Origin of the sequence: Halonotius roseus (genome assembly GCF_006861655.1) — an archaeon.
Classification (GTDB): domain Archaea; phylum Halobacteriota; class Halobacteria; order Halobacteriales; family Haloferacaceae; genus Halonotius; species Halonotius roseus.
Window position 1 is genome coordinate 387,598 of the sequence record NZ_SESI01000002.1, and the last position, 21,167, is coordinate 408,764.

The window sequence follows — 21,167 nt, forward strand, 5'->3', positions numbered from 1 at the left end:
CACCGCATGCGTGGAACTGACCGTTCGGTGTCGACGCTGTGGCTTGGGGTTGCCGTGTTGGCGATCGGGATTCTCGTCGCGTCTGTGATTCCGGTACCGGCGGCGACGCCACAGACCGACCCAACCGGCAGCATCGACACCACGACGCTGCTGCATATCGCCGGTTACGCGACGCTCGCTGCGGGTGGGGTAGTGGCAGTCGCACGCGAAGGATGGCCGTGGCGTCGTCGCTCTCGGCGTGTCGGAATCGGTGTTGTCGCCGGCGTCGTCGCCGCCGTCGCGCTGTTCGGCGTCGCCACCGAGGTGCTGCAAGGGTTCATCCCGTGGCGAACCTTTGCGGTCGCCGAGATCGGACTCAACGCCGCGAGCGCGGCGGTCGGCGGGCTGCTCGCAACGATGTGGTTTTACCGCCCAGTCGAGTAGGGACGGCAATGAGTAAGCCGAGCCCCGATGTCTACGAGGAGGGCCGCGGGATGGACGCCCACAACTCCGTCATGCGGGAGATCCGCGGACTGAAGGAGAAACACTACGACCCCCACGAGCCGACGCGCGTCTGGCTCGACGAGGACAACACACCCGGCGGCGTCTACGACTCGCTGACGATCATCCTCAACACCGGTGGCTGCCGGTGGGCCCGCGCCGGCGGCTGTACGATGTGCGGCTACGTCGCCGAAAGCGTTGAGGGCGGCAGCGTCGCCCACGACGCCCTGATGGATCAGATCGAGGTCTGTCTGGAGCACGAGGCCGACAACGCCGACGAGCCCGCCGACCTCATCAAGATCTACACCTCCGGCTCCTTCCTCGACGAACGCGAAGTCGGCGCGGAGACGCGGCAGGCAATCGCGGAGACGTTCGGCGACCGCGAGCGGATCGTTGTCGAATCACTCCCGGATTTTGTCGATCACGAGAAGATCACCGACTTCACCGACCACGGGCTTGATGTCGACATCGCGGTCGGCCTCGAAACCGCGACCGACCGGGTGCGACACGACTGCGTGAACAAGTACTTCGATTTCGCTGATTTCGAAGACGCCTGCGAGACCGCACAGGACGCCGGCGCGGGGATCAAGGCCTACCTGCTGATGAAGCCGCCCTTCCTCTCAGAGTCCGAAGCCCGTGACGACATGGTCGACTCCGTCCAGCGGTGTGCCGCCGTCGATGGCTGCCATACGGTGTCGATGAACCCCTGTAACGTCCAGCAATACACGATGGTCAACGAACTCTTTCGGGCGGGGGGCTACCGTCCGCCGTGGCTCTGGTCGGTCGCCGACGTGCTGGAGCGAACCGCGGATGTCGACGCCATCGTCGTCTCCGACCCGGTCGGCCACGGCTCGGATCGTGGCCCGCACAACTGCGGCGAGTGCGACGACAGAGTCCAGAAAGCCATCAAGGACTTCGATCTGCGGCAGGATCCCTCCGTTTTCGAGCAGGTCAGTTGCGACTGCGAGCGAACGTGGGAACTCGTGATCGAGGAAGAAACGAGCTATGCGATGTCGTTGACGCGGTAGCGACAGTCGAGGAGAATGCCAGTTAATCGTCGTCGTCCTGCTTGTACGCGCCGCTACGGCGTTTGATCGTATAGATATCCAGCAGTTTTTCGGAGTGGTCGCAGACAGCCCCGAGCCGGAACTGCCCGATGCGGAGTTTCGAGTACGGCGCGCCGGTCAGCGGTTCGAGATAGTCGTCCGGGTCGCGCCACTGGTCGTCGACGATTTCATCCAGTTTGTCGGTGATTCGCATCCGAGAGTGTTCATCAAGGTCGTCGTACGTCTGTTTTGCAGGCGCACGGAATTGCCAAGTCCACGTCTCGCCGTCACTCATCGTCGAGGATTTCGTCACGGCTGAACGTCTCGCTATCTCCCGTTCGGCGGGCGTACTCGACGGCGGCGATCTCCTTCCAGCTTTCGCGGGTCAGTCCCGGATGTTTGACCGTATCGCGGAGCGCGTCGCGGATGAACTCGCTGCGACTGTTGTAGCCTTCCTCCTGCCATGTTGCGTCGATATCTTCGAGGAAGGATTCCGTTAGTCGGATGTTGATATTCGTTTTCGCTGGCTCGCCGCCATCATCTGTATCTGTACTCGACATACAAGTGAGTTACACGGCATCGGTGAAAAGGGTACGGCAGAAGTGGTTGGCTGCCCTGATTACACGCGGAACCCGGTCAGAATACTCTCGCCGTCGATGCCGCCAACGTCGGGCAGCGTCGCCCGCTCGGGATGCGGCATCAACACCGCAACCGAGTCGCGCTCGCCGAGAATGCCGGCGACGTTGTGCGTCGAGCCGTTCGGGTTCGCCTCGTCAGTAACGTTGCCGTCGGCGTCGCAGTAGCGGAATAGCACGCGGTCGTTGTCGACGAGGTCGTCGTATCGCTCCTCCGTGATCTCGAAGCGACCCTCGCCGTGGGCGATCGGGATCTCGATTACGTCGCCTTCCTCGAAATTCTCTGTCCACGGTGTATCAGCGCGTTCGACCCGCAGGTGGACATGCTCACACTGGAAGCGCGCGCTCTTATTCGTCGTGAACGCGCCCTCGGTGAGTCCCGACTCACAACCGATCTGGGCACCGTTGCAGACACCGAGAACGGGCTTGCCGTCGGCTGCTGCGTCTCGGACTTCCTGCATGATCGGCGAACGTGCGGCCATCGCGCCGGCTCGGAGGTAATCGCCGTACGAGAAGCCACCGGGGATGACGACGCCTGTGGTGTCCGCGGGAAGGCCGTCCTCGTGCCAGACGCGTTCGGCGTCGATATCGAGATATCGGAGAGCGCGAACCGCGTCGCGGTCGCAGTTCGAGCCGCCGAACTGGACGACGGCGACCGTCATGCGGACTCCGCGGCCGGAGCCGCCGACACCTCGTAGTCGTGGATCGTCGGATTCGCCAGCAGGCGTTCGGCCATCGACTCGGCGCGCTCCTCGGCTTCGGCGGCGTCGTCGGCCTCAAGATCGATTTCGAAGCGATCGGCCGAGCGGAGTTCAGAGAGTTCGAAGCCGAGCCGTTCGAGGGCCTGCTTGGTCGTCTCGGCTTCCGGATCAAGGACGCCGTGTTTCAGGCGGACGGTGACGGTTGCGGTGTAGGCGGTCATTACCGTCGACTGGGTGAGGGGCGCGAAAAACTCTTTTGAACGGCGGTTCGGAGCGAGTTGGCGTCGTCGTCAGGCAAACAGCTGTCGGGCGTCGTCGACAGCGTCAACGAGGGCGTCGATCTCCTCGCGGGTGTTGTAGACGTAAAAGGACGCCCGGGCGGAGGCTGCCGCTCCGAGGGTATCGTGGAGCGGCTGGGTACAGTGGTCGCCGGCGCGGATCGCGACGGCGAAATCGTTGAGAATGCTGGAGAGGTCGTGGGCGTGAACGCCGTCGACGTTGAAGCCGACCAGCCCGCCGCGGTCGTCGCCCGGCGGGCCGTAGATCGTCACGTCGTCGTAGCGGTTCAGCTGGTCGTAGGCATACTCCGCCAGCAGCTCCTCGTGGGCCTGGACGTTTTCCATCCCGATATCCTCGAGATAGTCGATGGCGGCATCGAGGGCGATCGCCTGGGCGATCGAGGGGGTTCCGGCCTCGAACTTCCACGGCAGATCCTCCCACGTCGACTCATCATAGGTGACCTTCCGGATCATGTCGCCGCCGTAGAGATACGGCTGCATCGACTCAAGCAGATGCTCTTTGCCGTACAGCACGCCGATCCCGGTCGGGCCGAGCATCTTGTGGCCCGAAAAGGCCAGGAAGTCGGCGTCGATCTCGTCGACATCGACCGGCCGCGTCGGCACCGATTGGGCCCCGTCGACAAAGGAGTAGGCGTCGACCTCGTGTGCCATCTCCGTGATCTCGGCGACCGGATTGATCGTCCCGAGGGTATTGGAGATATGGACGAGCGAGACCATCTCGGTGGAGTCGTCAATCAGCTCGGCGGCGTGTTCCATATCGAGGCGGCCCTCGTCGTCGATCTCGATAAACCGGAGTTCCGCCCCGGTGCGCTTGCAGATCTGCTGCCAGGTCACCAGCGAGGCATGGTGTTCCATCTGGGTGGTGACGACCGAATCACCAGGCCCGAGTTCTTCGAGGCCCCACGCGTAGGCAACGAGATTCATCGCCTCGGTCGTGTTTTTGACGAAGATGATCTCCTCGCGGCCGTCGGCACCGATGAAGTCGGCGACGTTGTCGTGGGCCTCCTCGTAGGCAACGCTGGCTTCCTGGCTCAGTTGGTGGATGCCGCGGTGGACGTTGGCGTTGTAGCTGTAGTAGTAGTCGACGATGCTGTCGACGACGGCTTTCGGGGTCTGGCTGGTCGCCGCGTTGTCGAGATACACCAGCGGTTCGGTGTCGCCCTCGCCCTCGCCGGGGGTGGTCACGTCGCCGCCGACGGTGCGGTCGAGCACCGGGAAATCGGCCCGGATCGCCTCGACATCGATCGGATAGGCGTCCTGCGTACTCATTGGGTGTCGGTAAGGCCCCCGTGGGTAACACGTCTTCGGTTAGCCGAAGAATATGAAACGAGAGAGGGTTTCGTTGCTCGACAGACGCAACTCACAACCACAACAGTTGGGCGTGTTCGGTGCCGTCAACGTCCAGCACCCGCTCCTCGTCGATCAGGCCGGCATCGACGGCGACAGCGACCGACTCCTCGCCGACGAGGTTGCCGACGGTCGCCCCCTGGAGTGCATCGATCACGGCCTCGGGGTCGGCGTCGGTTGCCTCCTCGCCGGCGTAAAACTCCTCGGTCACCTCTAAGGAGACATCGCCGTCCTCGTAGGTCTCGCCGAGACAGTCCTCATCGCAGACGGAGACAAGCGCGCCCTTCGGCGTCTCCCGTTCGCGCAGCAACATTAGAACTCCTCGGTCAACTCTTCCTCGGCGTCGGCGCGGATCTCCTCGGCCTGCTCGATGGCCTCCTGTGCCTCCTCCTCGCGACCAAGCTCCTCCAGGGCGCGAGCTTTCTCCTCAAGGATCTCCGCATTTCGCATCCCCAGGCGAATGGCGTTGTCGAAGGCGTTGAGCGCGTCCTCGGTCAGGCCGCGTTCGATGAGGAAGAAACCCCGGTTGTACCACGCCTGCGGGAAGCGGGGATCGACCTCGACGGCGCGCTCGGCGTGTTCCAGGGCCTCCTCGGCTCGGCCGAATTCCCACAGCGCGTAGGCAAGGTTGGTTTCGGCGGTCGCCGCGTGCTCGGACTCGTCGTCGATGCGGAGGGCCTCCTCGTAGGCACCGATCGCCTGATCGAACTCCTCCAGTTGACCGTGGGCGACGCCCTTGTTGACCCAGGCCTCCTGGGCCTCGATCGAGTCCTCCTCAGCAAAGCGGGCGGCGCGCTCGAAGGCGGCGGTGGCCTCCTCAAAGCGGTTGATCTCCATGTAGGAGAGCCCGACATCGATGAGTTCGGGTACGTCGACCTGCTCGGCGGAGACGTTGTGTTTGTCGAGTACGTCGGTCAACACGCGAGAATCGACCGGGTCGACCTGGTCGGGATCGACGCCCAGATCCGTCGGATCGAGGGTGAACTCCTCGTAGTCCTCGTCGACGCCTTGTCCCTCGGAGAAGGCATGTGAGCGATCGTCGGCATCGTCTGTCATAGCTTTCTGTTCGACGCCGCGTCGGGTAAGGGTTGCGTCAGGCGGCGTTGGGGCGGTCGGCTCTCCGGCGTTGGGGCGGTCGGCTCTCCGACGTTGGATCGGTCGGCCGTGAGAGGGGTGCGCGTTACGCCAGCGTGTAGTAGACCGAGGTGCCGTCGTCTGTCTCGACCTCTTTGGTGGTCACGATCCCTTCCTCGACGAGTTCGGTGAGTGCGTCATCGATATCGTTGACGACGATCGTCGTAGCAGCCACGTCGCCGGCGAAATCGATCAGCCCGTCAGCGAACGAGCCAAGCGAGCTCTGGGTTCGATCCATGAACACAGGGGTGTAATCGACGCCGAGGACGATCTCGCGCTCGGTAAAGGCTCTGTCCGGTCGCTCGCTCAGAAACGACGTGACGAGATCCTTCTCGGTTTCGATGGGGTCGACCTCGTCGTCGGCATTCGGTTCGTCGTCGCTCTCATCGACAGCTCCGGCATCGAATTCATCAGTGGAGATTGGCATTCTGTGTGTGGGTATGACGACGAGGAGTAATTACCTGTCGAATATCCTGAGAGACGCGGCGAGCGGGTACTGTTCAGAGTAGTGCGATAGGATTGAGAACATCTTGAAAGGGGCGACGCGCTGGAGGAAGGCGGGCTTTCAAGATGGTTCCAGTTTCCTCGGCTTCTCTGAACACGACCGACGAGCGCGCCCAAACGCCTTTTTCGCCACCGCCGCAAGAGGTCGGTATGCGATACGGCGTTGTGGCTGACATCCACGGCAATCTCCCCGCCTTCGAGGCCGTGATCGACGCGATGCCCGCGGTCGACCGATGGCTCTGTGCCGGCGATGTCGTCGGCTACAACCCCTGGCCCGCCGAGTGTGTCGATCGCGTTCGAGAACTCGACGCCGCGACCGTCATGGGCAACCACGATCGCGCGGTCGCCAGCGACACCGGCTTCCGGTTCAACTCGATGGCCGCCGCCGGCGTCACCTACGCCCGCGATGCGCTCGACGAGGACGCCCTCGCATGGCTCGATCGTCTGCCCGACCGCCGAACCGTCGCCGACGGAGAGATCCTGATCGTTCACGGCCACCCCGAGAACCCGGATCGCTACACCTACCCCGATGAGTTCGAGCCCGGGATGCTGGAGGACAACGCCCGCGTGACGATCACCGGCCACACCCACGTCCAAGGCGTCCGAGAGTTCGATGAGGGCGTCGTCATGAACCCCGGCAGCGTCGGCCAGCCACGCGACGGCGACCCGGAGGCCGCGTTTGCGGTGCTCGATATCGACGAAGGTGACGACGGGGGCGGCACCGCCGCCATCGATGTCGAAACCCACCGCGTCGCCTACGATATCGACCGTGTGGTCGACGCTGTCGAGGAAGCGGGCCTTCCCGAAAAGATCGGGACGCGGTTGCGTAGCGGGCGATAGGCGACCGCCTGCTGTCGCCGACTACACCTCGCGTTGGACGATCTCTAAGGTTTCTTCGCGGTCGTCCCAGGCGACAAACAGCGCGACCGAGGTCGCACTCGTGATCACATCATGGAGGTTGATCCCGGCGTCAGCGATCGGCGTCAGGACGCTCTGGATGACGCCCGGGCGGTTCGGGAGCTCGCCGCCGGTGACCCGGATGACGGCGATATCGTCCTCGACGGTGACACTTGAGAGCGTGTTGCCGCTGACGACCCGCTCGTGGAGGACGGGTTCGGCCTCGTCGGCGAGATCGCTGTTGACATAGAAGGTGATCGAATCCATCCCGCTGGCGACGGCGTCGATGTTGATCCCGGCGTTCCGCAGCGCGTCGGAGAGATCCGCCAGGATGCCGGGGCTGTTGCGGATCGACCGCCCGGCGACGGTCAGACAGGCGAGCTTCTGTTCCTGCATGTCGATGAGATTCTGGAACTCGCCTTCGATCTGGGTGCCGCCGGTCAGGAGGTCGCCGTGTTGGTAGTGGACGACCCGCACATCGAGATGTTCGTGTTTGTACGACAGCGCGCTTGGGGCGACGACCTCCGCGCCGCGGAAGGAGAGATTGCGGAGCTCATCAACGGAGATCCGACCGACATTGCGCGCGCCTTCAACGACGCGGGGATCGCCGGTCATGACGCCTTCGACATCGGTGACGATGACGACCTCGTCGGCGTTCATGTAGTTGCCGAGCATGACCGCGGTCGTATCCGAGCCACCGCGGCCCAGCGTTGTGATGTCGCCGCCCTCGTTTTGCGCGAGGAAGCCGGTGATGACGGGGACGACGCCGTCGAGCTTGCTGGCGAGAGCCGTGGCGCGTTCCTTCGTTGCCTCGACATCGACCTCGCCGAGGTCGTTGGTGATGATCGGCCACTCGTCGCTGCCGGGCTCCAAGAAAAGGGCCTCGACACCCCGGGCGGCGAGTGCGGCCTTCAGCATGCGGACGCTGGTGCGCTCGCCCATCGAGACGATCTCCGCGCGATCCTCGTCGGAGACATCGAACTCGATGTCGTCGAGCAGATCGTCGGTTGTCGACCCCATCGCGCTGGCGACGACGGCGATCTGGTGGCCGGCGGCGACCGCGTCGGCGATCGAATCCGCCGCGCGGTTGATCCGCTCGCCGGTGCCCAGACTCGTCCCGCCGAACTTGGCGACGACGCGCATCAGCACACCTCCTGTGGGGCTGTAATCAGCCTAGTGCTCCCGATATCGTAACGACGCATGCCCGCCCGTTGCGTGGGGACCTGCATAACGTTGTTCACTCCGTGTCGCCGGGGTGTCGCCGTCACGGCGAGAGCCACACCGGAGTCGGCTGGCTTTTTGTCCGCCGGCCGTCGAGAAACGCGTATGCAAACGCTGACCGAAAAGCGGGTCTTCGGCGCGAAAACCGGCGTCACCGACGTGTTCGTCGCCACCGACGCCGGCCTCGCCGCCGTCACCGTCTCGGCCGACCAGATCGGGGCGTTCGGCCTTGCCAGCCGGGAGCCGGCGACCGCGGTGGCGGCGACGGCCGACCGGCTCGTCGTCGGCACCGACGATGGGTTGCTCGCGGCTGACATCGATGCCGGGAGTCGAGCCGGCGATGTCGCCGATCCCGCCTTCGAGTCGATCGGTGGCGACGCGATCGGTTCGGTGGCGGCCGTCGATCTCACACCCGAGGAGATCGTTGTCGCCGACAGCAACGGCGTCGTCTACAGCAGCGAGCACGCCGGCGCGGTCGCCGAGCCGCCAGCCTGGGAACAGCGTGGGACGACCGATGGGGTTCGCGCCATCGACGCCGGCCTGCTCGCGGCGACCGATGGCGTCTACCGAATCGATGACGACGGGGTGACCAACACCGGGCTCACCGATGTCCGGGCGGTGACCGGCGTCGGCCAACCGCTGGCGGCGACCGCCGATGGGCTGTTCCGGCTGGGTAACGGCTGGCAGTCAGTCGCCGACGGCGCGTTTCGGGCGGTCGCCGCCGACGGCCACGGCCACGCCCACGCTGTCGGCGAGGCTGGCCTGCTCGTTCGCGCAGCCGAGGATGGCGCGTGGACGACAACAACCCCGCCGGTCGAGGCACCGGTCGTCGATCTGGCGGCCGACCGCGGGATCGTTGTCGGGGTCACTGACGACGGAACGCTATGTGTCACCGCCGGCGACGGGTGGCGACACCAGCGGCTCGGCCTGCCGGGAGCCCGGGGGGTCGCCATCGGTGGCGGGGCGGACGGCTCGTAAGCGACGCACACCGAAACCCCGTTTAGGGGTGACTGAAATAGAGCGCGTATGGCTACGATCGTTCCCGCATCGACGGCCCAGTCGCTGGCGGCGTCGCTGGCGACTGCGGGCGTCGGCTCGCTGACGGTGCCGACCTACGACCGCTTCGCCGACGGCGAGACGCTAGCGGCTGTGCCCGACTTCGACGACGAGGAAGCGATCATCGTCGCTTCGACCGTCGACAACGACGCCCACGTCGAACTCCTCCAGCTACAGGACGCCGTCCGCGAGGCCGGCGCGAGCGACGTGACGACCGTCATCGCGTATCTCGGGTATGGCCGACAGGACAAGGCGTTCAAACACGGCCAGCCCGTCTCAGCGCGGGCGGTCGCCCGGGCGATCAGCACCGGCACCGACCGCGTCGTGCTCGTCGATCCACACGAACCCAGCGTCACCGACTTTTTCGACGTGCCGACGAGGATCGTCAACGCCGCTGGCCAACTGGCCGAGCCGCTGGCCGACCTCAACGATCCGCTATTCGTCGCCCCCGACGCGGGCGCGACCGAGCTCGCGGAGACAACGCGGGACGCCTACGGGAGCGGCGATGTTGATTACTTCGAGAAGGAGCGCGATTACGACACCGGCGAAGTCGAAGTCATGCCGAGCGACGCCGCCGTCGAGGGCCGCGATGTCGTCCTCGTCGACGACATCATCGCCACCGGCGGCACGATGAGCGGGGCGATTGCGGCTCTCTACGAGCGCGACGTAGCCCGCGTCTATGCCTGCTGTATCCACCCCGTCTTGGCCGGCGCGGCACGAACGAAACTCGCGGCTGCCGGCGTCGAACGGGTCGTCGGCACCGACACGCTCGAACGCACGGTTAGCGACGTGAGCGTCGCCCCCGTTATCGCCGACGCGCTTGACGACTAGTCGTCGGTGAGCGTACCACCTGAGAAGCCACCAACGTTCATAGTCTCGCCACCGCAATCACCGCGTATGCCAACGATCTTCGAGCAGATCGTCGACGGCGAGATCCCCGGTCGCATCGTCCACGAAACTGAGACCACGCTGGCGTTCCTCGACGCCAACCCACTCGCGCGCGGCCACACACTCGTCATCCCGAAGGAACCCTACGAGCGACTGGACGATATGCCGGCCGACATCGCCAGCGACGTGTTCAGCGTCGTCCACGAATTGACGCCGACCATCGAGGCGGCGGTCGACGCCGACGCGACGACCATCGGGATGAACAACGGCGAAGCCGCCGGCCAAGAGGTGCCCCACGCTCACGTCCACATCGTCCCGCGGTTCGACGGCGACGGCGGCGGCCCGATCCACGCGATCTCTCCTAGCCGACCCGACCTCTCCGACGAGGAACTCAATGAGATCGAAGCGGCGATCAGCGAAGCCTGATCGGCTCTCTGTAGTGGTTCGACCCATACCGTGGTCGCGGTATCGGATAAAAAATGTCGACAAAACCACAATCTTGTTAGCTATCTAACTATTATCCCACTCGGTGCTAGTACCAGGTGTTGCACCATGGCACCGGAGTGTCCCCGCTGTCCCGAGTGTGACGGACAGCTCAAAAGCGAGGCCGAGGAAACAGTTTGCGGCGACTGTGGGCTCGTCGTCGACGCCGATCGGATCGACCACGGCCCCGAGTGGCGATCGTTCGACGACAGCCGGACGAACCCCGAACGGACGGGTGCCCCGCTAACGGAGGCCCGCCACGATCGCGGCTTGTCGACGGAGATCGGCTACGACCGGAACCTCAGCGAGCACCGCCGTCGGAAGTTCATCCGGCTGCGACGCCAGCACAACCGCGCCCGCGTCGGGCGGAAACGCGACCGCAACAAGATCTACGCGTTCAAGCAGATCCGGCGGCTGATCGGGGAAAAATCGCTGCCGGATCCCGTACACGATCAGGCCTGTCGGCTGTTCCGATCGGCACAAAAGGAGAGCCTGCTACAGGGTCGCTCGTTGGAGGGGTTTACCGCGGCCTGTGTCTACGCTGCCTGTCGGATCAATGCAGTGTCGCGGACGATCGAGGAGACGGTCGCGGCGGCGAAAGCCGACCGCGGGGAGTTTCGGGCGGCCTACGACGCGCTCAACCGCGAACTCGGCTTACCCGTCGCGCCGACCAGCCCCGCCGAATACCTCCCGCGGTATGCGACCGAACTGGGGGTGGCGACGGCGGTCGAACGCCGCGCCCGCGAGCTTGTCGACCACACCCAAGAGGAGGGGATCGCCAACGGCCGCAATCCAAGCGGGGTTGCCGCGGCCTGTCTGTACACCGCCGCCAAGGAACACGACGCCGAGGTGACCCAACGCGAGATCGCCGAGATCGCCTCGGTGACACCGGTGACGATCCGGAACACGTTTCAGGAGTTGGCAAACGAGCCGGTCACACAGTAACCCCGTCGTTGGCGTCTCGTCGCCACCACAGTGCGATCGAGATAGCAGCTTCCACAGCCCTGGCAGCGCGATGCTGAGTTACAGGTAAGTTGATATGACGATCCGCTACCGTCGTCGAAAGTAGGCTGTTCTATATGACTGTGTGAATTCAAATACAATCTTATGAAAATTAGTAACAAAACAAATAGTGGAAACAACTGTAAATAAAAAGATATTTCAAAATATACATTCAGGATATACGAGATATGAACATGATTTAATTCTTTGCTCGAAATATAATTACCCAATTCCCTTATGTTTATTATGGTATGGTGTCACATACAACCTGCATGAGGCACTTCATCAATCAGTTGATGGTTGCGGCGGGCAACGCAGAAACTGACCGGGCTGAGACAGAGGGTGCCAGCACGGAAACTACCGGGCAGACCGGGGACACGGTTGCGTGGACAGATGTATCCGAATCGGATCACGTACCGTCGGGGTCGGGCACCGACGATCTGTCGACCACCGATTCGTCGGCATCCAGCGAGGAGGTGGAGACGCTAGACGCCGAGCACCTGTTAGCAAACGTGCTCAATGGGCTAGCCGCGCCGACGTTCATCGTTGACAGTGCGGGCCACGTCTCTCACCTCAACGAGCACGCCTGTGAGCTCTTCGAGACGACTGACGCGGCGGCTGTCGGCGCGCCGCCAGCGACGACCCATGGTGGCGAAGAACTCATTTCGGGCGTGTTGACAACAGGAGAGGGCATCACCGACCGCGAGGAAACCGTCGTCATCGATGGCACCGAGCGAACCCTCAGTCGAACGATCACGCCGTTCCACGACCAGACCGGCGAGGTCGTCGGCGCGATGGAGACGGCCAGAGATATCACCGAGAAAGTGGAGGAACAACGGAAAACCGATCAGCTTGAGGCCTACCAAGAAGCGGTTCTTGATGATCTCCAAGACAAACTCCGTCGGCTCGCCGAGGGTGATCTCACCATTGAGTCCTCAGTGCCACAGCCGCCGGCGGAGTTCTCGGAGATGCAGACCGTCTTCGAGGAGTTCACCGATCTCAACGATCACCTCACCACGGCAGTCAGCAACTACCAGTCGGTTCTCTCTCGGCTTACGGTGCTGGCTGACGATCTGGATGAGACAAGCCAGGATCTGAGCGCGGACGGTGAGGAGGTCGCCGCCTCAGTCGAGGAGATCGCCCAATCTATCGAGGAGATCGACGAGGGAAGCGACGATCTCGCCGCCGAAACCGATGAAGCCGAGATGGCGGCCTCGAATCTCACGGCTACGATCGAGGAGATCACCGCATCGATCCAGGAGATCGATGCCCAAACGACCGAGGCCAGCACACTTGCTCTCGAAGGCGTCGACGAGGGCTCCGATGCGGTCGATCAGATCCGAACCGCAACGGATGCCACCTCCGATATCACCGACGAGGTTCGAACGCTCGAAACCAAGATGGAGCGGGTCGGCGAAACGCTCGATGTGATCAGCGATATCGCCGAGCAGACCAACCTGCTCGCACTCAATGCCAACATCGAGGCGGCTCGTGCGGGCGATGCGGGCGACGGGTTCGCGGTTGTTGCTGACGAGGTCAAAACGCTTGCCGAAGAATCCAAGGAGTCCGCCGCGGAGATCGAGGAGATCATCACCGACGCCCAAGACCAGACGGCCGCTGTCGCCGAGCAGATCGCCCACACCAACGGTGAGGTGGCGGAAGGTGCCGACGCGGTCGAAACCGTTGTCGACCAACTCGAAGAGATCGAGACCGCGATCGAGAAATCCAGTACGGCGACCGCCGAGGTCAGCGACGCCGTCGAGGAACAGGCGAAAAACATGGATAGTTTCACCTCGACACTCGATTCGGCGGCATCGATGAGTGAGGAGCTGTCAGCCTCAGTGCAGGAGATCTCTGCCGGGCTTGAACAACAGGCGACGGCCACCGATCAGGTTGCCGGGCGGGCGGATCAGCTGAGTGCGACCAGCGACGAACTGTACGATCGCATCGACCAGTTCCGACTGACCAAGGCCGAGTCGGCCACTGTTGATGATGTCGAAGAAAAATAGGTGACACAACTGGTGCAGAAAATAAAAATAGCCAACATAAATCGGCGTCATGTGGAGCAGGTGCGGAACAGGTACGGAACAGACACGGAACAAATACGCAACAGAAGCGGTCAAAACTGAGTTCTACGTTTTCTCAGGGATGATATACACGTCCCCACCATCCTTTAGCACCGGCACGGTCTCGGCATCGGAATCGACGAAGTCAGGACGCGCGACAGTTTTCGCCTCGTAGGTGTCTGGATCGAGGAGTTGGATCGAGTGTTCATCCTCAACCGTCACAACTGTTGTCTCGACAGCGTCCCGTCGGTGACCGATCGGATCGACAGTTGGCAACCCATCGCCGTCGCCACTTGCCTCGTAGGGGTCGCCGGTCGTGAGCCGCCGGCCCGTCAGATTGTTGTGCGCGCTCCGCACCAGTACCGGCCCCTCGCCGTCACCCGGGTCGACCACATCGCCGGCGGTGTATTTCGGGAGGCGGGCAACGAAGGTGACCCGGTAAACCTCGTTGCCGTCGCTATCCTCGGTCACCAAGGTTGGGTGGTCGTCGACGGTGCCGCCGAAGCGGTCGGTGATGCGGTTGGCGACGGCCTGCCCGAGTTTGTTCGTCGAGAGCTTGATCGTCGGGCCGGCATCGTCGTCGGTATCGATCTCGGTGATAAACGCCTCTCTGTCGCCGTCGGCTTCCTTGCCGGCGACGTAGCTTTCGGCGATCTCGATGGCCTCGGCGGCCTCCTCGTCGCTTGGCTCCCGCCCGTCGGCGCGCACCTGAACGATGCTGGCGTAGTAGCCGCCAGCGATCCGGCCACAGCGATCACAGACCTCCTTGGCGATTCGGACAGGGACGATCAGTTCTTCCTCCAGCAGGGTTTCACGAACAATCCCCGAGAAAGTGCAGTGCATCCGGATCGTCGTCTCGTCGACCTGTTCGGGCTCGACACCCCACTCGACGTCATCGGCGTCGATGTGAACAGAGAGAGCCTCACTCACCGCGTCGATAGCGATGTCGGTGTAATCAACGGCCCCAACATCGACCCAGCGGTTGCCGCGGTGTACCGCGCCACAGCGGCCACAGACCGAGACCTGTACGCGCTCGGGCGCGTCGATGAAGTCGAACTCGTCGAAATAACAGCGATCACAGAGCGCGTCGCTGTCGGCCCGCGGCGCGCCGGGCCGCGGTTCGGGTCGCTCGGCGACCGCGTCGCCACACTCCGGACAGAAGCCGCCTGAGCCGGTCATGGCAGGATCGTAGCGGCGGCGGCTGGTTAAGCGGTGCGAATCAGCCGCTCGGCTGTCGGCCAGCTGCCGGTGGTTCGATCCCGACCTCACCGCTTATGTGTGGAGAACCCGACGCTGTCAGTATGGGTTCAGGCTACACCGTTGGGATCGATCTGGGGACAACACGCAGCGCGGTCGCCTACGTTGCTGGCGGCGATCCGGAGGTGATCACGACGGGCAACAGCGGCGAATCGGTCATCCCCTCGGTGGTGCAGTTCACCGAGGACGGCGAGGTCAACGTCGGCCAGACGGCCGCCAACCTCGCCGTCCAACACCCCGAACGAACGGTCACGGAGGTCAAACGGGAGATGGGACGCGAGGAGCCGCTGACCGTCGCCGGCGAGGAGTACCTCCCCGAACAGATATCCAGCCTGATTCTCGAACACATCATCGACGAAGCCGAAGGCAGCATCGGCCGCGATGTCGAGGGCGCGGTGATCACGGTGCCGGCGTACTTCGATGATCCGAAACGAACCGCGACCGAAACCGCCGGCGAGATCGCCGGCCTCGACGTCGAACGCCTGCTGCCGGAGCCGAGTGCGGCCTGTCTTGCCTACGGGCTCCACGAATCGAAGCTCGGCAACGCCGCGTCCGAACTCGCCTTCGTCTACGATCTCGGCGGCGGCACCTTCGATGCGACGCTCGTCGAGATCGATTACGAGATCAACAGCGTCGAAACCCTGCATACCGCCGGCGACAACGAGCTTGGCGGCAGTGACTGGACCCAACAGATCGTCGACTGGATGATCGACCAGATCCACGACGACACCGGGGTTGACATCGAAGACAACCCCGAACAGCTGGCGCGGATCCGACAGGAGGCCAAAAGCGCGAAACACCGGCTCTCTGATCTCCCCTCGACGGATGTGAGCGTCCCCTTCGTCGTCCCCGAGCAGTCCTACACCTTTGCGGAACCCCTGAGCCGCGAGCGGTTCGAGGAGCTCACCGCCGATCTCGCCGCCGCAACGACCGAGCCGCTGGACGACCTGTTTGGGCGAGCTGACTACACGCCCGCGGACGTGGACAAGGTACTCCTTGTCGGTGGCTCGGTGCGGATGCCCCACATCCAGGAGCTCGTCGGCGACTACTTCGACCAGGAGGCCTCGATGGAGATCAACCCCGAGGAGGCCGTCGCCCTTGGCGCGGCGATCCAGGCGGAGATCATCGACGACGGCGGCGCGGACGCCTCGGCGATGCTGCCCGGCGAGACCGACGATATCGTGTTGATCGACGTGGTGCCCCAATCGCTTGGCGTCCGGCTCTCGGATGGCTCGATCGACCACATCATCGAACAGGACGAACAGATCCCGACATCGACCCGGAAGGAAAGCTACGGCACCGTCGAGGAGGGCCAGACCTCGGTGCAGATCCGGGTCTATCAGGGCGAGGGCGAGACGGCCGAGGAAAACACGAAGATCGGTACCGCCGTCCTGCGGGATATCCCACCACGGCCACCGGGCGAGCCGTCGCTGGCCGTCGAGTTTCGGATCACGACCGACGGACGGCTGGCAGTGACCGGCGAGGATCTCAAAACCGGCAAGCAGGTCGAAACCAAGATCGAATCGGCGCTCAGACACTCCCCCGAGGAGATCGACGACCTCGGCGAGGAGCTGCCGGCACTCCGTGAACCCTAACCGCAATGCCAGACCGTTATCGGGGAACGCCGTCGGCCGACTCCTACTACGAGCGACTCGGGGTCGATCCCGACGCCAACGAGGAGACGATCAAGCGCGCAGGCAAGCTGGCAAAGCGAACGCTCCACCCCGACAACAACAGCAGCGAGCAGGCGACCGCCGAACGGGAGTTCGACCGGGTGACCGACGCCGCCGACGCACTGACCGACAGCGAGTCGCGGGCGGCCTACGACACCTTCATCGACGACCAAGGGCCGGCGACCGGCACCGATCGCTACGAGGAGTGGGAGGCGGCCGGGCGACCGAAATCACCGACAGCGTGGCTCTCGGAGCCGCGATCGAGCGGGTCGTCGTCGACAGCGAGCACATCAACGACGAATGCGTCAACAACGAACGGCACATCGACGACGAGCAGGTCAACGAACGCGTCGACAACAAATAACACATCCTCGCGCACACGCACGGACGCGAGTCGGCAGCCGAACGCGGATCGCCGCCCAAACGACCGCCGGCGACCGAGCGAACAGACAACAGCGTCGACATCGGCCGACGAGACAGCCGAGACAGCGACGAACGACAGCTACACCGCGGCCGCCAGCACCCCGGAGACCGAAACCGGGGAGAGGGCCGAGGCAGCGTCGACAACGCCGACCGGGCGGGCAACCTCCAAGCGCGCGCCGGAAAGCGTGCTGGGTGAGGATCCCGAGGAACTCTACAGCAAATACGTGCTTGACTCCGATGCTGCGTGGGGGCCAGGCGAGACCGAGGCGGGCCAAACAGGAGGCGGTAGCGGCACCGCGGGCGTGACACCCTCGGTGGCGGGAGCCGTTGTGTCGCGGTTCGTCTCCGCCGAGGTCGCCGCCGACATCGATCGGGTCGCCGCCGCGCCGAAACCGTGGTGGCTCCGTGGGGGCCTCGCTGTCGTCCTATTGGCCCTCGCGGTGGTGGTCGGCCCCGTTGCCGAACGCCTCGCGTTGCTGCCGTTTGTTGCGGTGCCGCGGATCGGCCTGTGGCTGTATCCGACGCTTGCGGCCGGGGTGACACTCGCCCCAGAGCTGGTTCCACTCGAAACGCCGGGGCTCTGGCTGGCGGCCTACGCCGGGCTGTCGGTCGGCTACGTTCTGCTTGGACGGCGGCTCCGGATGGCTGGACAGTCGTAGCGGTGATCCGGCTGCTTCGGTAAGGTTTAGCCCGTTGAACAACTACCTGTAGGTATGCAATGGAAGACAGATTGGGGACTCCGTGGACGCATGGTGTTCACGATGTTCCTGCTGTTCGCCCTCTACATCGTCTTTATCGGTGTGCTGGCAGTCTACTGGGGGAATCTCCTCGGGATCGTCGTCGTGATGGGGCTGTTCTCGTTTGCCCAGCTCTTCTTCAGCGACAAACTCGCCCTCTACAGCATGGGTGCCCGCGTCGTCGACGAAAACGAGGCCCCTGAACTGCACCGCACGACCGAGCGGTTAGCCCAGCAGGCTGACCTGCCGAAGCCACAGATTGCCATCGCCGACACCCGCGTGCCGAACGCGTTTGCGACAGGCCGCAACCAGAAAAATGCGACCGTCGCGGTCACCCAAGGCCTGTTGAACACGCTGAACCAAGAGGAGCTTGAGGGCGTCATCGCCCACGAGCTCGCCCACGTCAAAAACCGCGACGTGATGGTGATGACGATCGCCTCGTTCCTCTCGACGCTGGCGTTCATCGTCGTCCGCTGGGGCTGGCTGTTCAGCGGCGACGGCCGGAATCAGGCGCCGGTGTACGTGGCGATCATCGCCTCGCTGCTCGTGTGGGTCGTGTCGTTCTTCCTGATCCGCGCGCTGAGCCGGTACCGCGAGTACGCGGCCGACCGCGGGGCGGCGTCGATCACGGGCAACCCCTCGGCGTTGGCCTCCGCGCTGATGAGCATCGACGGCCGGATGGATCGGGTGCCGGATGACGACCTCCGCGATCAAGCCGAGATGAACGCGTTCTTCATCATCCCGATCCGCTCGGGCTTTATCGGCAAGCTCGCCAGCTCCCACCCGCCGACCGAAAAACGGATCGAGAAGCTCCGCGAGCTGGAACAACAGCAGGAAACGGCCTGATTTTACTCACCGTAACCGGTTTGTGTGTGTCCGTTGATCATTCGCACATGAGCGAGTGGTCGTCGTGGATCCAAACACACCCGATACAGGCTGCCGGGCTCGGCCTCATCGCCGGTGTCGCCGGACTGAGCGCGCTTGGGGTGCTACTGGTGCCGATATTTATCATTGCGTCGGCGGATCCGGTACTCGGCCTGTTCGCCGTTGTTGTCGTGGCGATGGCTGGCGTAGCCAGTGCCCGGCACCGCTATGACGGTGCCGCGGCGACACAGTCACCTGATCCGGTGGCCGAACTGGAGCATCGCTATGTGAACGGCGACATCTCGGAGGCGGAGTTCGAACGCCGCCTCAACACACTCATGGAGACGGATGCTGCCCTCGGTCGGCTGACGGATGACGAAACTGAAACACAGCAGACGGAGTACGAAACCGAACTCACGTAGGCAACAGCCGCGACGACGAGCCTTTTACCGCCGGCGGCCAACGATCGATCATGGGTTTGATGGACACCGTCCGGTCGATCTTTGGCGTCTCCGCCGAAACTGACGCGACACGGAAAGCCGACCCCGAGGATCTCTTCGGGATGTCGACGGCGTATATGACGATGGAGGCCGATCTCGGCTACGAGAACGCGGGCCAGGCCGCCCTCTGTTTCTCGTCGGTCGACAGCACGGATTTCAGCGACACCGTCGATGAGGTGAAGTCGATCCTGGAGGCCGGCGAGGACGATACCGGAACGACGTTTGACACCCACAACGACGACCACGGCTACAGCTGGGTTGTCCTCGACGACACCGACCCCGAGGATCTGTTGACGACGATCCACTTCGCCGCCGACACGTTCATCGAGCAGGGGTATGGCTCCCGGCTGCTGGCGGCCGTCTTCGCCTTCGACAAAAGCGGCACCGACCACGCCTACTGGATCTACTCGTTCCGCCGGGGGGCGTACTACCCCTTCGTTCCCGAGGGCGACCACGAGCGCGACAACCAAGCCGAGTTCAAGCTCCAGTCGGTGCTGGAGGGCGAACTCGACATCGAAGACGACGAACAGTATTGGTACCCGCTGTGGCCCGACCGCCCCGGCGGCTACCCATGGGAATAGTGGTGTCAGCCTAATCGACCACTCCACCGTTGTTGCCGCTGATAGGTGTAGAATCACCAGCTGATAGCAGGATTCCGTCGACCGCATTTCACTTTCACTGCGCTGTTAACGAGGCTTTATATGCGAAAGCGAGCAAGGGAGAGATACAATGGCTGAGGATGAACTCGAAACGCTGCCCGGTGTCGGGCCGGCAACCGCGGACAAGCTCGTCGAATCAGGATACGACAACTACCAGAGCATCGCCGTCGCCTCCCCCGGCGAGCTCTCGAACCAGGCCGATATCGGCGACAGCACGGCCAGCGACATCATCAACGCCGCCCGCGATGCCGCCGACGTTGGCGGCTTCGAGACCGGCGAGACGATCCTCGAACGCCGCCAGGAGATCGGCAAGCTCTCCTGGCAGATCGACGAGGTCGACGACCTGCTCGGCGGCGGGATGGAAACCCAGTCGATCACCGAGGTCTACGGCGAGTTCGGCGCGGGCAAATCCCAGGTCACCCACCAGATGGCCGTCAACGTCCAACTACCCCGCGAGCAGGGCGGCCTCCGCGGCTCGGCGATCTTCGTCGACACCGAGGACACGTTCCGCCCCGAGCGGATCGACGACATGGTGCGCGGCCTCGACGACGAGATCCTCCAGGCAACGCTGGAGGATCGAGAGATGGAGGGCTCAATCGACGACGAGGAGACGATGGAAGCCCTCGTCGCCGACTTCCTCGATCGGATCCACGTCGCCAAGGCGTTCAACTCCGACCACCAGATCCTGCTGGCCGAGAAGGCCAAGGAGCTCGCCGGCGAACACGAGGACACCGAGTGGCCCGTCCGGATGGTCTGTGTCGACTCCCTGACCGCCCATTTCCGCGCCGAGTACGTCGGCCGTGGCGAACTCGCCGAACGCCAACAGAAGCTGAACAAACACCTCCACGACCTGATGCGGATCGGCGATCTCTACAATACCTCGATTCTCGTCACCAATCAGGTCGCCTCCAACCCCGATTCATACTTCGGCGATCCGACCCAGCCGATCGGTGGCAACATCCTCGGCCACACCTCCACGTTCCGGATCTACCTCCGGAAATCGAAGGGCGACAAACGCATCGTCCGGCTTGTCGACGCGCCAAACCTCGCCGATGGCGAGGCTGTCATGCGCGTCCAGAATGAAGGCCTGAAGCCCGAGTAACGCGGCTAAGGGTAGTCGAGACGACCGACACCCCACACTGCGACCTGTTTTTGAGTGGAGAATCTATCAGCGAAGCGTTGTGGTGATCGATCAGCGAAGCGTTGTGGTGATCGATCAGCGAAGCGTTGTGGTGATCGATCAGCGAAGCGTTGTGGTGATCGATCAGCGAAGCGTTGTGGTGATCGATCAGCGA

24 protein-coding genes and 1 pseudogene are annotated in these 21,167 nt (G+C 63.7%); 14 read left to right on the forward strand and 11 right to left on the reverse strand.

The features are described from left to right. The first annotated feature begins 6 nt into the window (after positions 1-6). Positions 7-423: a hypothetical protein gene (locus tag EWF95_RS08070; protein WP_142443551.1), complete on the forward strand. Its 417-nt coding sequence runs from the start codon at positions 7-9 to the stop codon at positions 421-423. A gap of 8 nt (positions 424-431) precedes the next feature. Beyond that, entirely contained in the window at positions 432-1,508 is a 1,077-nt protein-coding gene (locus EWF95_RS08075) for an archaeosine biosynthesis radical SAM protein RaSEA (RefSeq protein WP_142443552.1), read from the forward strand. A 22-nt stretch (positions 1,509-1,530) separates the two neighbouring features. Here the strand turns inward: EWF95_RS08075 and EWF95_RS08080 are convergent, their stop codons facing one another. The 8 genes and pseudogenes from EWF95_RS08080 to EWF95_RS08115 all read right to left on the reverse strand — a co-directional run bounded on the left by EWF95_RS08080 (position 1,531) and on the right by EWF95_RS08115 (position 6,069). Next, a complete protein-coding gene (locus EWF95_RS08080; RefSeq protein ID WP_142443553.1) occupies positions 1,531-1,821 on the reverse strand; it encodes a type II toxin-antitoxin system RelE family toxin in 291 nt (96 codons plus the stop codon). Continuing rightward, positions 1,814-2,086 (reverse strand): ribbon-helix-helix domain-containing protein, encoded by a 273-nt coding sequence (locus tag EWF95_RS08085; RefSeq protein ID WP_142443554.1) that lies wholly within the window; start codon positions 2,084-2,086, stop codon positions 1,814-1,816. The genes EWF95_RS08080 and EWF95_RS08085 overlap by 8 nt, the downstream gene beginning before the upstream one ends. A 59-nt stretch (positions 2,087-2,145) precedes the next feature. Beyond that, the gene (gene purQ / locus EWF95_RS08090; RefSeq protein ID WP_142443555.1) at positions 2,146-2,823 is read right to left on the reverse strand and encodes a phosphoribosylformylglycinamidine synthase I; all 678 of its coding nucleotides are present in this window, start codon (positions 2,821-2,823) and stop codon (positions 2,146-2,148) included. Continuing rightward, complete coding sequence (gene purS, locus EWF95_RS08095; protein ID WP_120103490.1) at positions 2,820-3,083, reverse strand: phosphoribosylformylglycinamidine synthase subunit PurS; 264 nt, start codon at positions 3,081-3,083, stop codon at positions 2,820-2,822. Before purS ends, purQ begins: the two co-directional genes overlap by 4 nt. A 69-nt stretch (positions 3,084-3,152) precedes the next feature. Further along, positions 3,153-4,430: an aminotransferase class V-fold PLP-dependent enzyme gene (locus tag EWF95_RS08100; protein WP_142443556.1), complete on the reverse strand. Its 1,278-nt coding sequence runs from the start codon at positions 4,428-4,430 to the stop codon at positions 3,153-3,155. A gap of 91 nt (positions 4,431-4,521) precedes the next feature. Beyond that, positions 4,522-4,821, reverse strand: a complete 300-nt coding sequence (locus EWF95_RS08105; protein WP_142443557.1) for a DUF424 domain-containing protein — start codon at positions 4,819-4,821, stop codon at positions 4,522-4,524. 5 nt (positions 4,822-4,826) lie between these two features. After that, positions 4,827-5,564, reverse strand: a pseudogene (locus EWF95_RS08110) (tetratricopeptide repeat protein); the annotation flags it as partial. A gap of 124 nt (positions 5,565-5,688) precedes the next feature. Further along, entirely contained in the window at positions 5,689-6,069 is a 381-nt protein-coding gene (locus EWF95_RS08115; protein ID WP_142443559.1) for a hypothetical protein, read from the reverse strand. Positions 6,070-6,296: 227 nt separating this feature from the next. Here EWF95_RS08115 and EWF95_RS08120 point away from each other — a divergent pair, with 227 nt between their 5' ends. Next, positions 6,297-6,986: a metallophosphoesterase family protein gene (locus EWF95_RS08120; protein ID WP_142443560.1), complete on the forward strand. Its 690-nt coding sequence runs from the start codon at positions 6,297-6,299 to the stop codon at positions 6,984-6,986. Positions 6,987-7,007: 21 nt separating this feature from the next. Here the strand turns inward: EWF95_RS08120 and EWF95_RS08125 are convergent, their stop codons facing one another. Further along, positions 7,008-8,186, reverse strand: coding sequence for an aspartate kinase (locus EWF95_RS08125; RefSeq protein WP_142443561.1), 1,179 nt, complete (start codon positions 8,184-8,186; stop codon positions 7,008-7,010). 183 nt (positions 8,187-8,369) lie between these two features. Here EWF95_RS08125 and EWF95_RS08130 point away from each other — a divergent pair, with 183 nt between their 5' ends. The 5 genes from EWF95_RS08130 to EWF95_RS08150 all read left to right on the forward strand — a co-directional run bounded on the left by EWF95_RS08130 (position 8,370) and on the right by EWF95_RS08150 (position 13,702). Beyond that, on the forward strand, positions 8,370-9,242 hold the full coding sequence (locus EWF95_RS08130) for an HVO_0234 family beta-propeller protein (RefSeq protein WP_142443562.1): 873 nt from the start codon (positions 8,370-8,372) through the stop codon (positions 9,240-9,242). 48 nt (positions 9,243-9,290) lie between these two features. Next, positions 9,291-10,151, forward strand: a complete 861-nt coding sequence (gene prs, locus EWF95_RS08135) for a ribose-phosphate diphosphokinase (RefSeq protein WP_142443563.1) — start codon at positions 9,291-9,293, stop codon at positions 10,149-10,151. A gap of 66 nt (positions 10,152-10,217) precedes the next feature. Beyond that, a complete protein-coding gene (locus EWF95_RS08140; protein WP_142443564.1) occupies positions 10,218-10,634 on the forward strand; it encodes an HIT family protein in 417 nt (138 codons plus the stop codon). A gap of 126 nt (positions 10,635-10,760) precedes the next feature. Further along, complete coding sequence (locus EWF95_RS08145; RefSeq protein WP_142443565.1) at positions 10,761-11,636, forward strand: transcription initiation factor IIB; 876 nt, start codon at positions 10,761-10,763, stop codon at positions 11,634-11,636. 329 nt (positions 11,637-11,965) lie between these two features. Beyond that, positions 11,966-13,702: a methyl-accepting chemotaxis protein gene (locus EWF95_RS08150; protein WP_185911737.1), complete on the forward strand. Its 1,737-nt coding sequence runs from the start codon at positions 11,966-11,968 to the stop codon at positions 13,700-13,702. Positions 13,703-13,825: 123 nt separating this feature from the next. Here the strand turns inward: EWF95_RS08150 and EWF95_RS08155 are convergent, their stop codons facing one another. Continuing rightward, complete coding sequence (locus EWF95_RS08155; RefSeq protein WP_142443567.1) at positions 13,826-14,938, reverse strand: 60S ribosomal export protein NMD3; 1,113 nt, start codon at positions 14,936-14,938, stop codon at positions 13,826-13,828. A gap of 122 nt (positions 14,939-15,060) precedes the next feature. On the opposite strand from EWF95_RS08155, the gene EWF95_RS08160 reads away from it, so the two are divergent. The 6 genes from EWF95_RS08160 (at position 15,061) to radA (ending at position 20,974) form a co-directional block, all read left to right on the forward strand. Continuing rightward, the gene (locus tag EWF95_RS08160; RefSeq protein ID WP_185911738.1) at positions 15,061-16,611 is read left to right on the forward strand and encodes an Hsp70 family protein; all 1,551 of its coding nucleotides are present in this window, start codon (positions 15,061-15,063) and stop codon (positions 16,609-16,611) included. A gap of 5 nt (positions 16,612-16,616) precedes the next feature. Next, the gene (locus EWF95_RS08165; RefSeq protein ID WP_142443569.1) at positions 16,617-17,771 is read left to right on the forward strand and encodes a J domain-containing protein; all 1,155 of its coding nucleotides are present in this window, start codon (positions 16,617-16,619) and stop codon (positions 17,769-17,771) included. Between the two features lie 54 nt (positions 17,772-17,825). Continuing rightward, positions 17,826-18,695: a zinc metalloprotease HtpX gene (htpX, locus tag EWF95_RS08170; protein ID WP_142443570.1), complete on the forward strand. Its 870-nt coding sequence runs from the start codon at positions 17,826-17,828 to the stop codon at positions 18,693-18,695. A gap of 47 nt (positions 18,696-18,742) precedes the next feature. After that, on the forward strand, positions 18,743-19,135 hold the full coding sequence (locus EWF95_RS08175) for an SHOCT domain-containing protein (RefSeq protein ID WP_142443571.1): 393 nt from the start codon (positions 18,743-18,745) through the stop codon (positions 19,133-19,135). 50 nt (positions 19,136-19,185) lie between these two features. After that, on the forward strand, positions 19,186-19,794 hold the full coding sequence (pspAB, locus tag EWF95_RS08180) for a PspA-associated protein PspAB (protein WP_142443572.1): 609 nt from the start codon (positions 19,186-19,188) through the stop codon (positions 19,792-19,794). Positions 19,795-19,942: 148 nt separating this feature from the next. Then, the gene (gene radA / locus EWF95_RS08185; protein WP_142443573.1) at positions 19,943-20,974 is read left to right on the forward strand and encodes a DNA repair and recombination protein RadA; all 1,032 of its coding nucleotides are present in this window, start codon (positions 19,943-19,945) and stop codon (positions 20,972-20,974) included. Here radA and EWF95_RS13690 read toward each other — a convergent pair. Next, positions 20,937-21,167, reverse strand: a 231-nt coding sequence (locus EWF95_RS13690) for a hypothetical protein (RefSeq protein WP_221886632.1), incomplete at its 5' end; no start/stop codon positions are given. The two genes, radA and EWF95_RS13690, sit on opposite strands and share 38 nt — an antisense overlap.

Excerpts from the sequence above, each read along its gene's own strand:
- EWF95_RS08070 (WP_142443551.1), top strand. The coding sequence starts at position 7 with ATGCGTGGAACTGACCGTTCGGTGTCGACGCTGTGGCTTGGGGTTGCC.
- EWF95_RS08075 (WP_142443552.1), top strand. The coding sequence starts at position 432 with ATGAGTAAGCCGAGCCCCGATGTCTACGAGGAGGGCCGCGGGATGGAC.
- EWF95_RS08080 (WP_142443553.1), bottom strand. The coding sequence starts at position 1,821 with ATGAGTGACGGCGAGACGTGGACTTGGCAATTCCGTGCGCCTGCAAAA.
- EWF95_RS08085 (WP_142443554.1), bottom strand. The coding sequence starts at position 2,086 with ATGTCGAGTACAGATACAGATGATGGCGGCGAGCCAGCGAAAACGAAT.
- purQ (WP_142443555.1), bottom strand. The coding sequence starts at position 2,823 with ATGACGGTCGCCGTCGTCCAGTTCGGCGGCTCGAACTGCGACCGCGAC.
- purS (WP_120103490.1), bottom strand. The coding sequence starts at position 3,083 with ATGACCGCCTACACCGCAACCGTCACCGTCCGCCTGAAACACGGCGTC.
- EWF95_RS08100 (WP_142443556.1), bottom strand. The coding sequence starts at position 4,430 with ATGAGTACGCAGGACGCCTATCCGATCGATGTCGAGGCGATCCGGGCC.
- EWF95_RS08105 (WP_142443557.1), bottom strand. The coding sequence starts at position 4,821 with ATGTTGCTGCGCGAACGGGAGACGCCGAAGGGCGCGCTTGTCTCCGTC.
- EWF95_RS08115 (WP_142443559.1), bottom strand. The coding sequence starts at position 6,069 with ATGCCAATCTCCACTGATGAATTCGATGCCGGAGCTGTCGATGAGAGC.
- EWF95_RS08120 (WP_142443560.1), top strand. The coding sequence starts at position 6,297 with ATGCGATACGGCGTTGTGGCTGACATCCACGGCAATCTCCCCGCCTTC.
- EWF95_RS08125 (WP_142443561.1), bottom strand. The coding sequence starts at position 8,186 with ATGCGCGTCGTCGCCAAGTTCGGCGGGACGAGTCTGGGCACCGGCGAG.
- EWF95_RS08130 (WP_142443562.1), top strand. The coding sequence starts at position 8,370 with ATGCAAACGCTGACCGAAAAGCGGGTCTTCGGCGCGAAAACCGGCGTC.
- prs (WP_142443563.1), top strand. The coding sequence starts at position 9,291 with ATGGCTACGATCGTTCCCGCATCGACGGCCCAGTCGCTGGCGGCGTCG.
- EWF95_RS08140 (WP_142443564.1), top strand. The coding sequence starts at position 10,218 with ATGCCAACGATCTTCGAGCAGATCGTCGACGGCGAGATCCCCGGTCGC.
- EWF95_RS08145 (WP_142443565.1), top strand. The coding sequence starts at position 10,761 with ATGGCACCGGAGTGTCCCCGCTGTCCCGAGTGTGACGGACAGCTCAAA.
- EWF95_RS08150 (WP_185911737.1), top strand. The coding sequence starts at position 11,966 with ATGAGGCACTTCATCAATCAGTTGATGGTTGCGGCGGGCAACGCAGAA.
- EWF95_RS08155 (WP_142443567.1), bottom strand. The coding sequence starts at position 14,938 with ATGACCGGCTCAGGCGGCTTCTGTCCGGAGTGTGGCGACGCGGTCGCC.
- EWF95_RS08160 (WP_185911738.1), top strand. The coding sequence starts at position 15,061 with ATGGGTTCAGGCTACACCGTTGGGATCGATCTGGGGACAACACGCAGC.
- EWF95_RS08165 (WP_142443569.1), top strand. The coding sequence starts at position 16,617 with ATGCCAGACCGTTATCGGGGAACGCCGTCGGCCGACTCCTACTACGAG.
- htpX (WP_142443570.1), top strand. The coding sequence starts at position 17,826 with ATGCAATGGAAGACAGATTGGGGACTCCGTGGACGCATGGTGTTCACG.
- EWF95_RS08175 (WP_142443571.1), top strand. The coding sequence starts at position 18,743 with ATGAGCGAGTGGTCGTCGTGGATCCAAACACACCCGATACAGGCTGCC.
- pspAB (WP_142443572.1), top strand. The coding sequence starts at position 19,186 with ATGGGTTTGATGGACACCGTCCGGTCGATCTTTGGCGTCTCCGCCGAA.
- radA (WP_142443573.1), top strand. The coding sequence starts at position 19,943 with ATGGCTGAGGATGAACTCGAAACGCTGCCCGGTGTCGGGCCGGCAACC.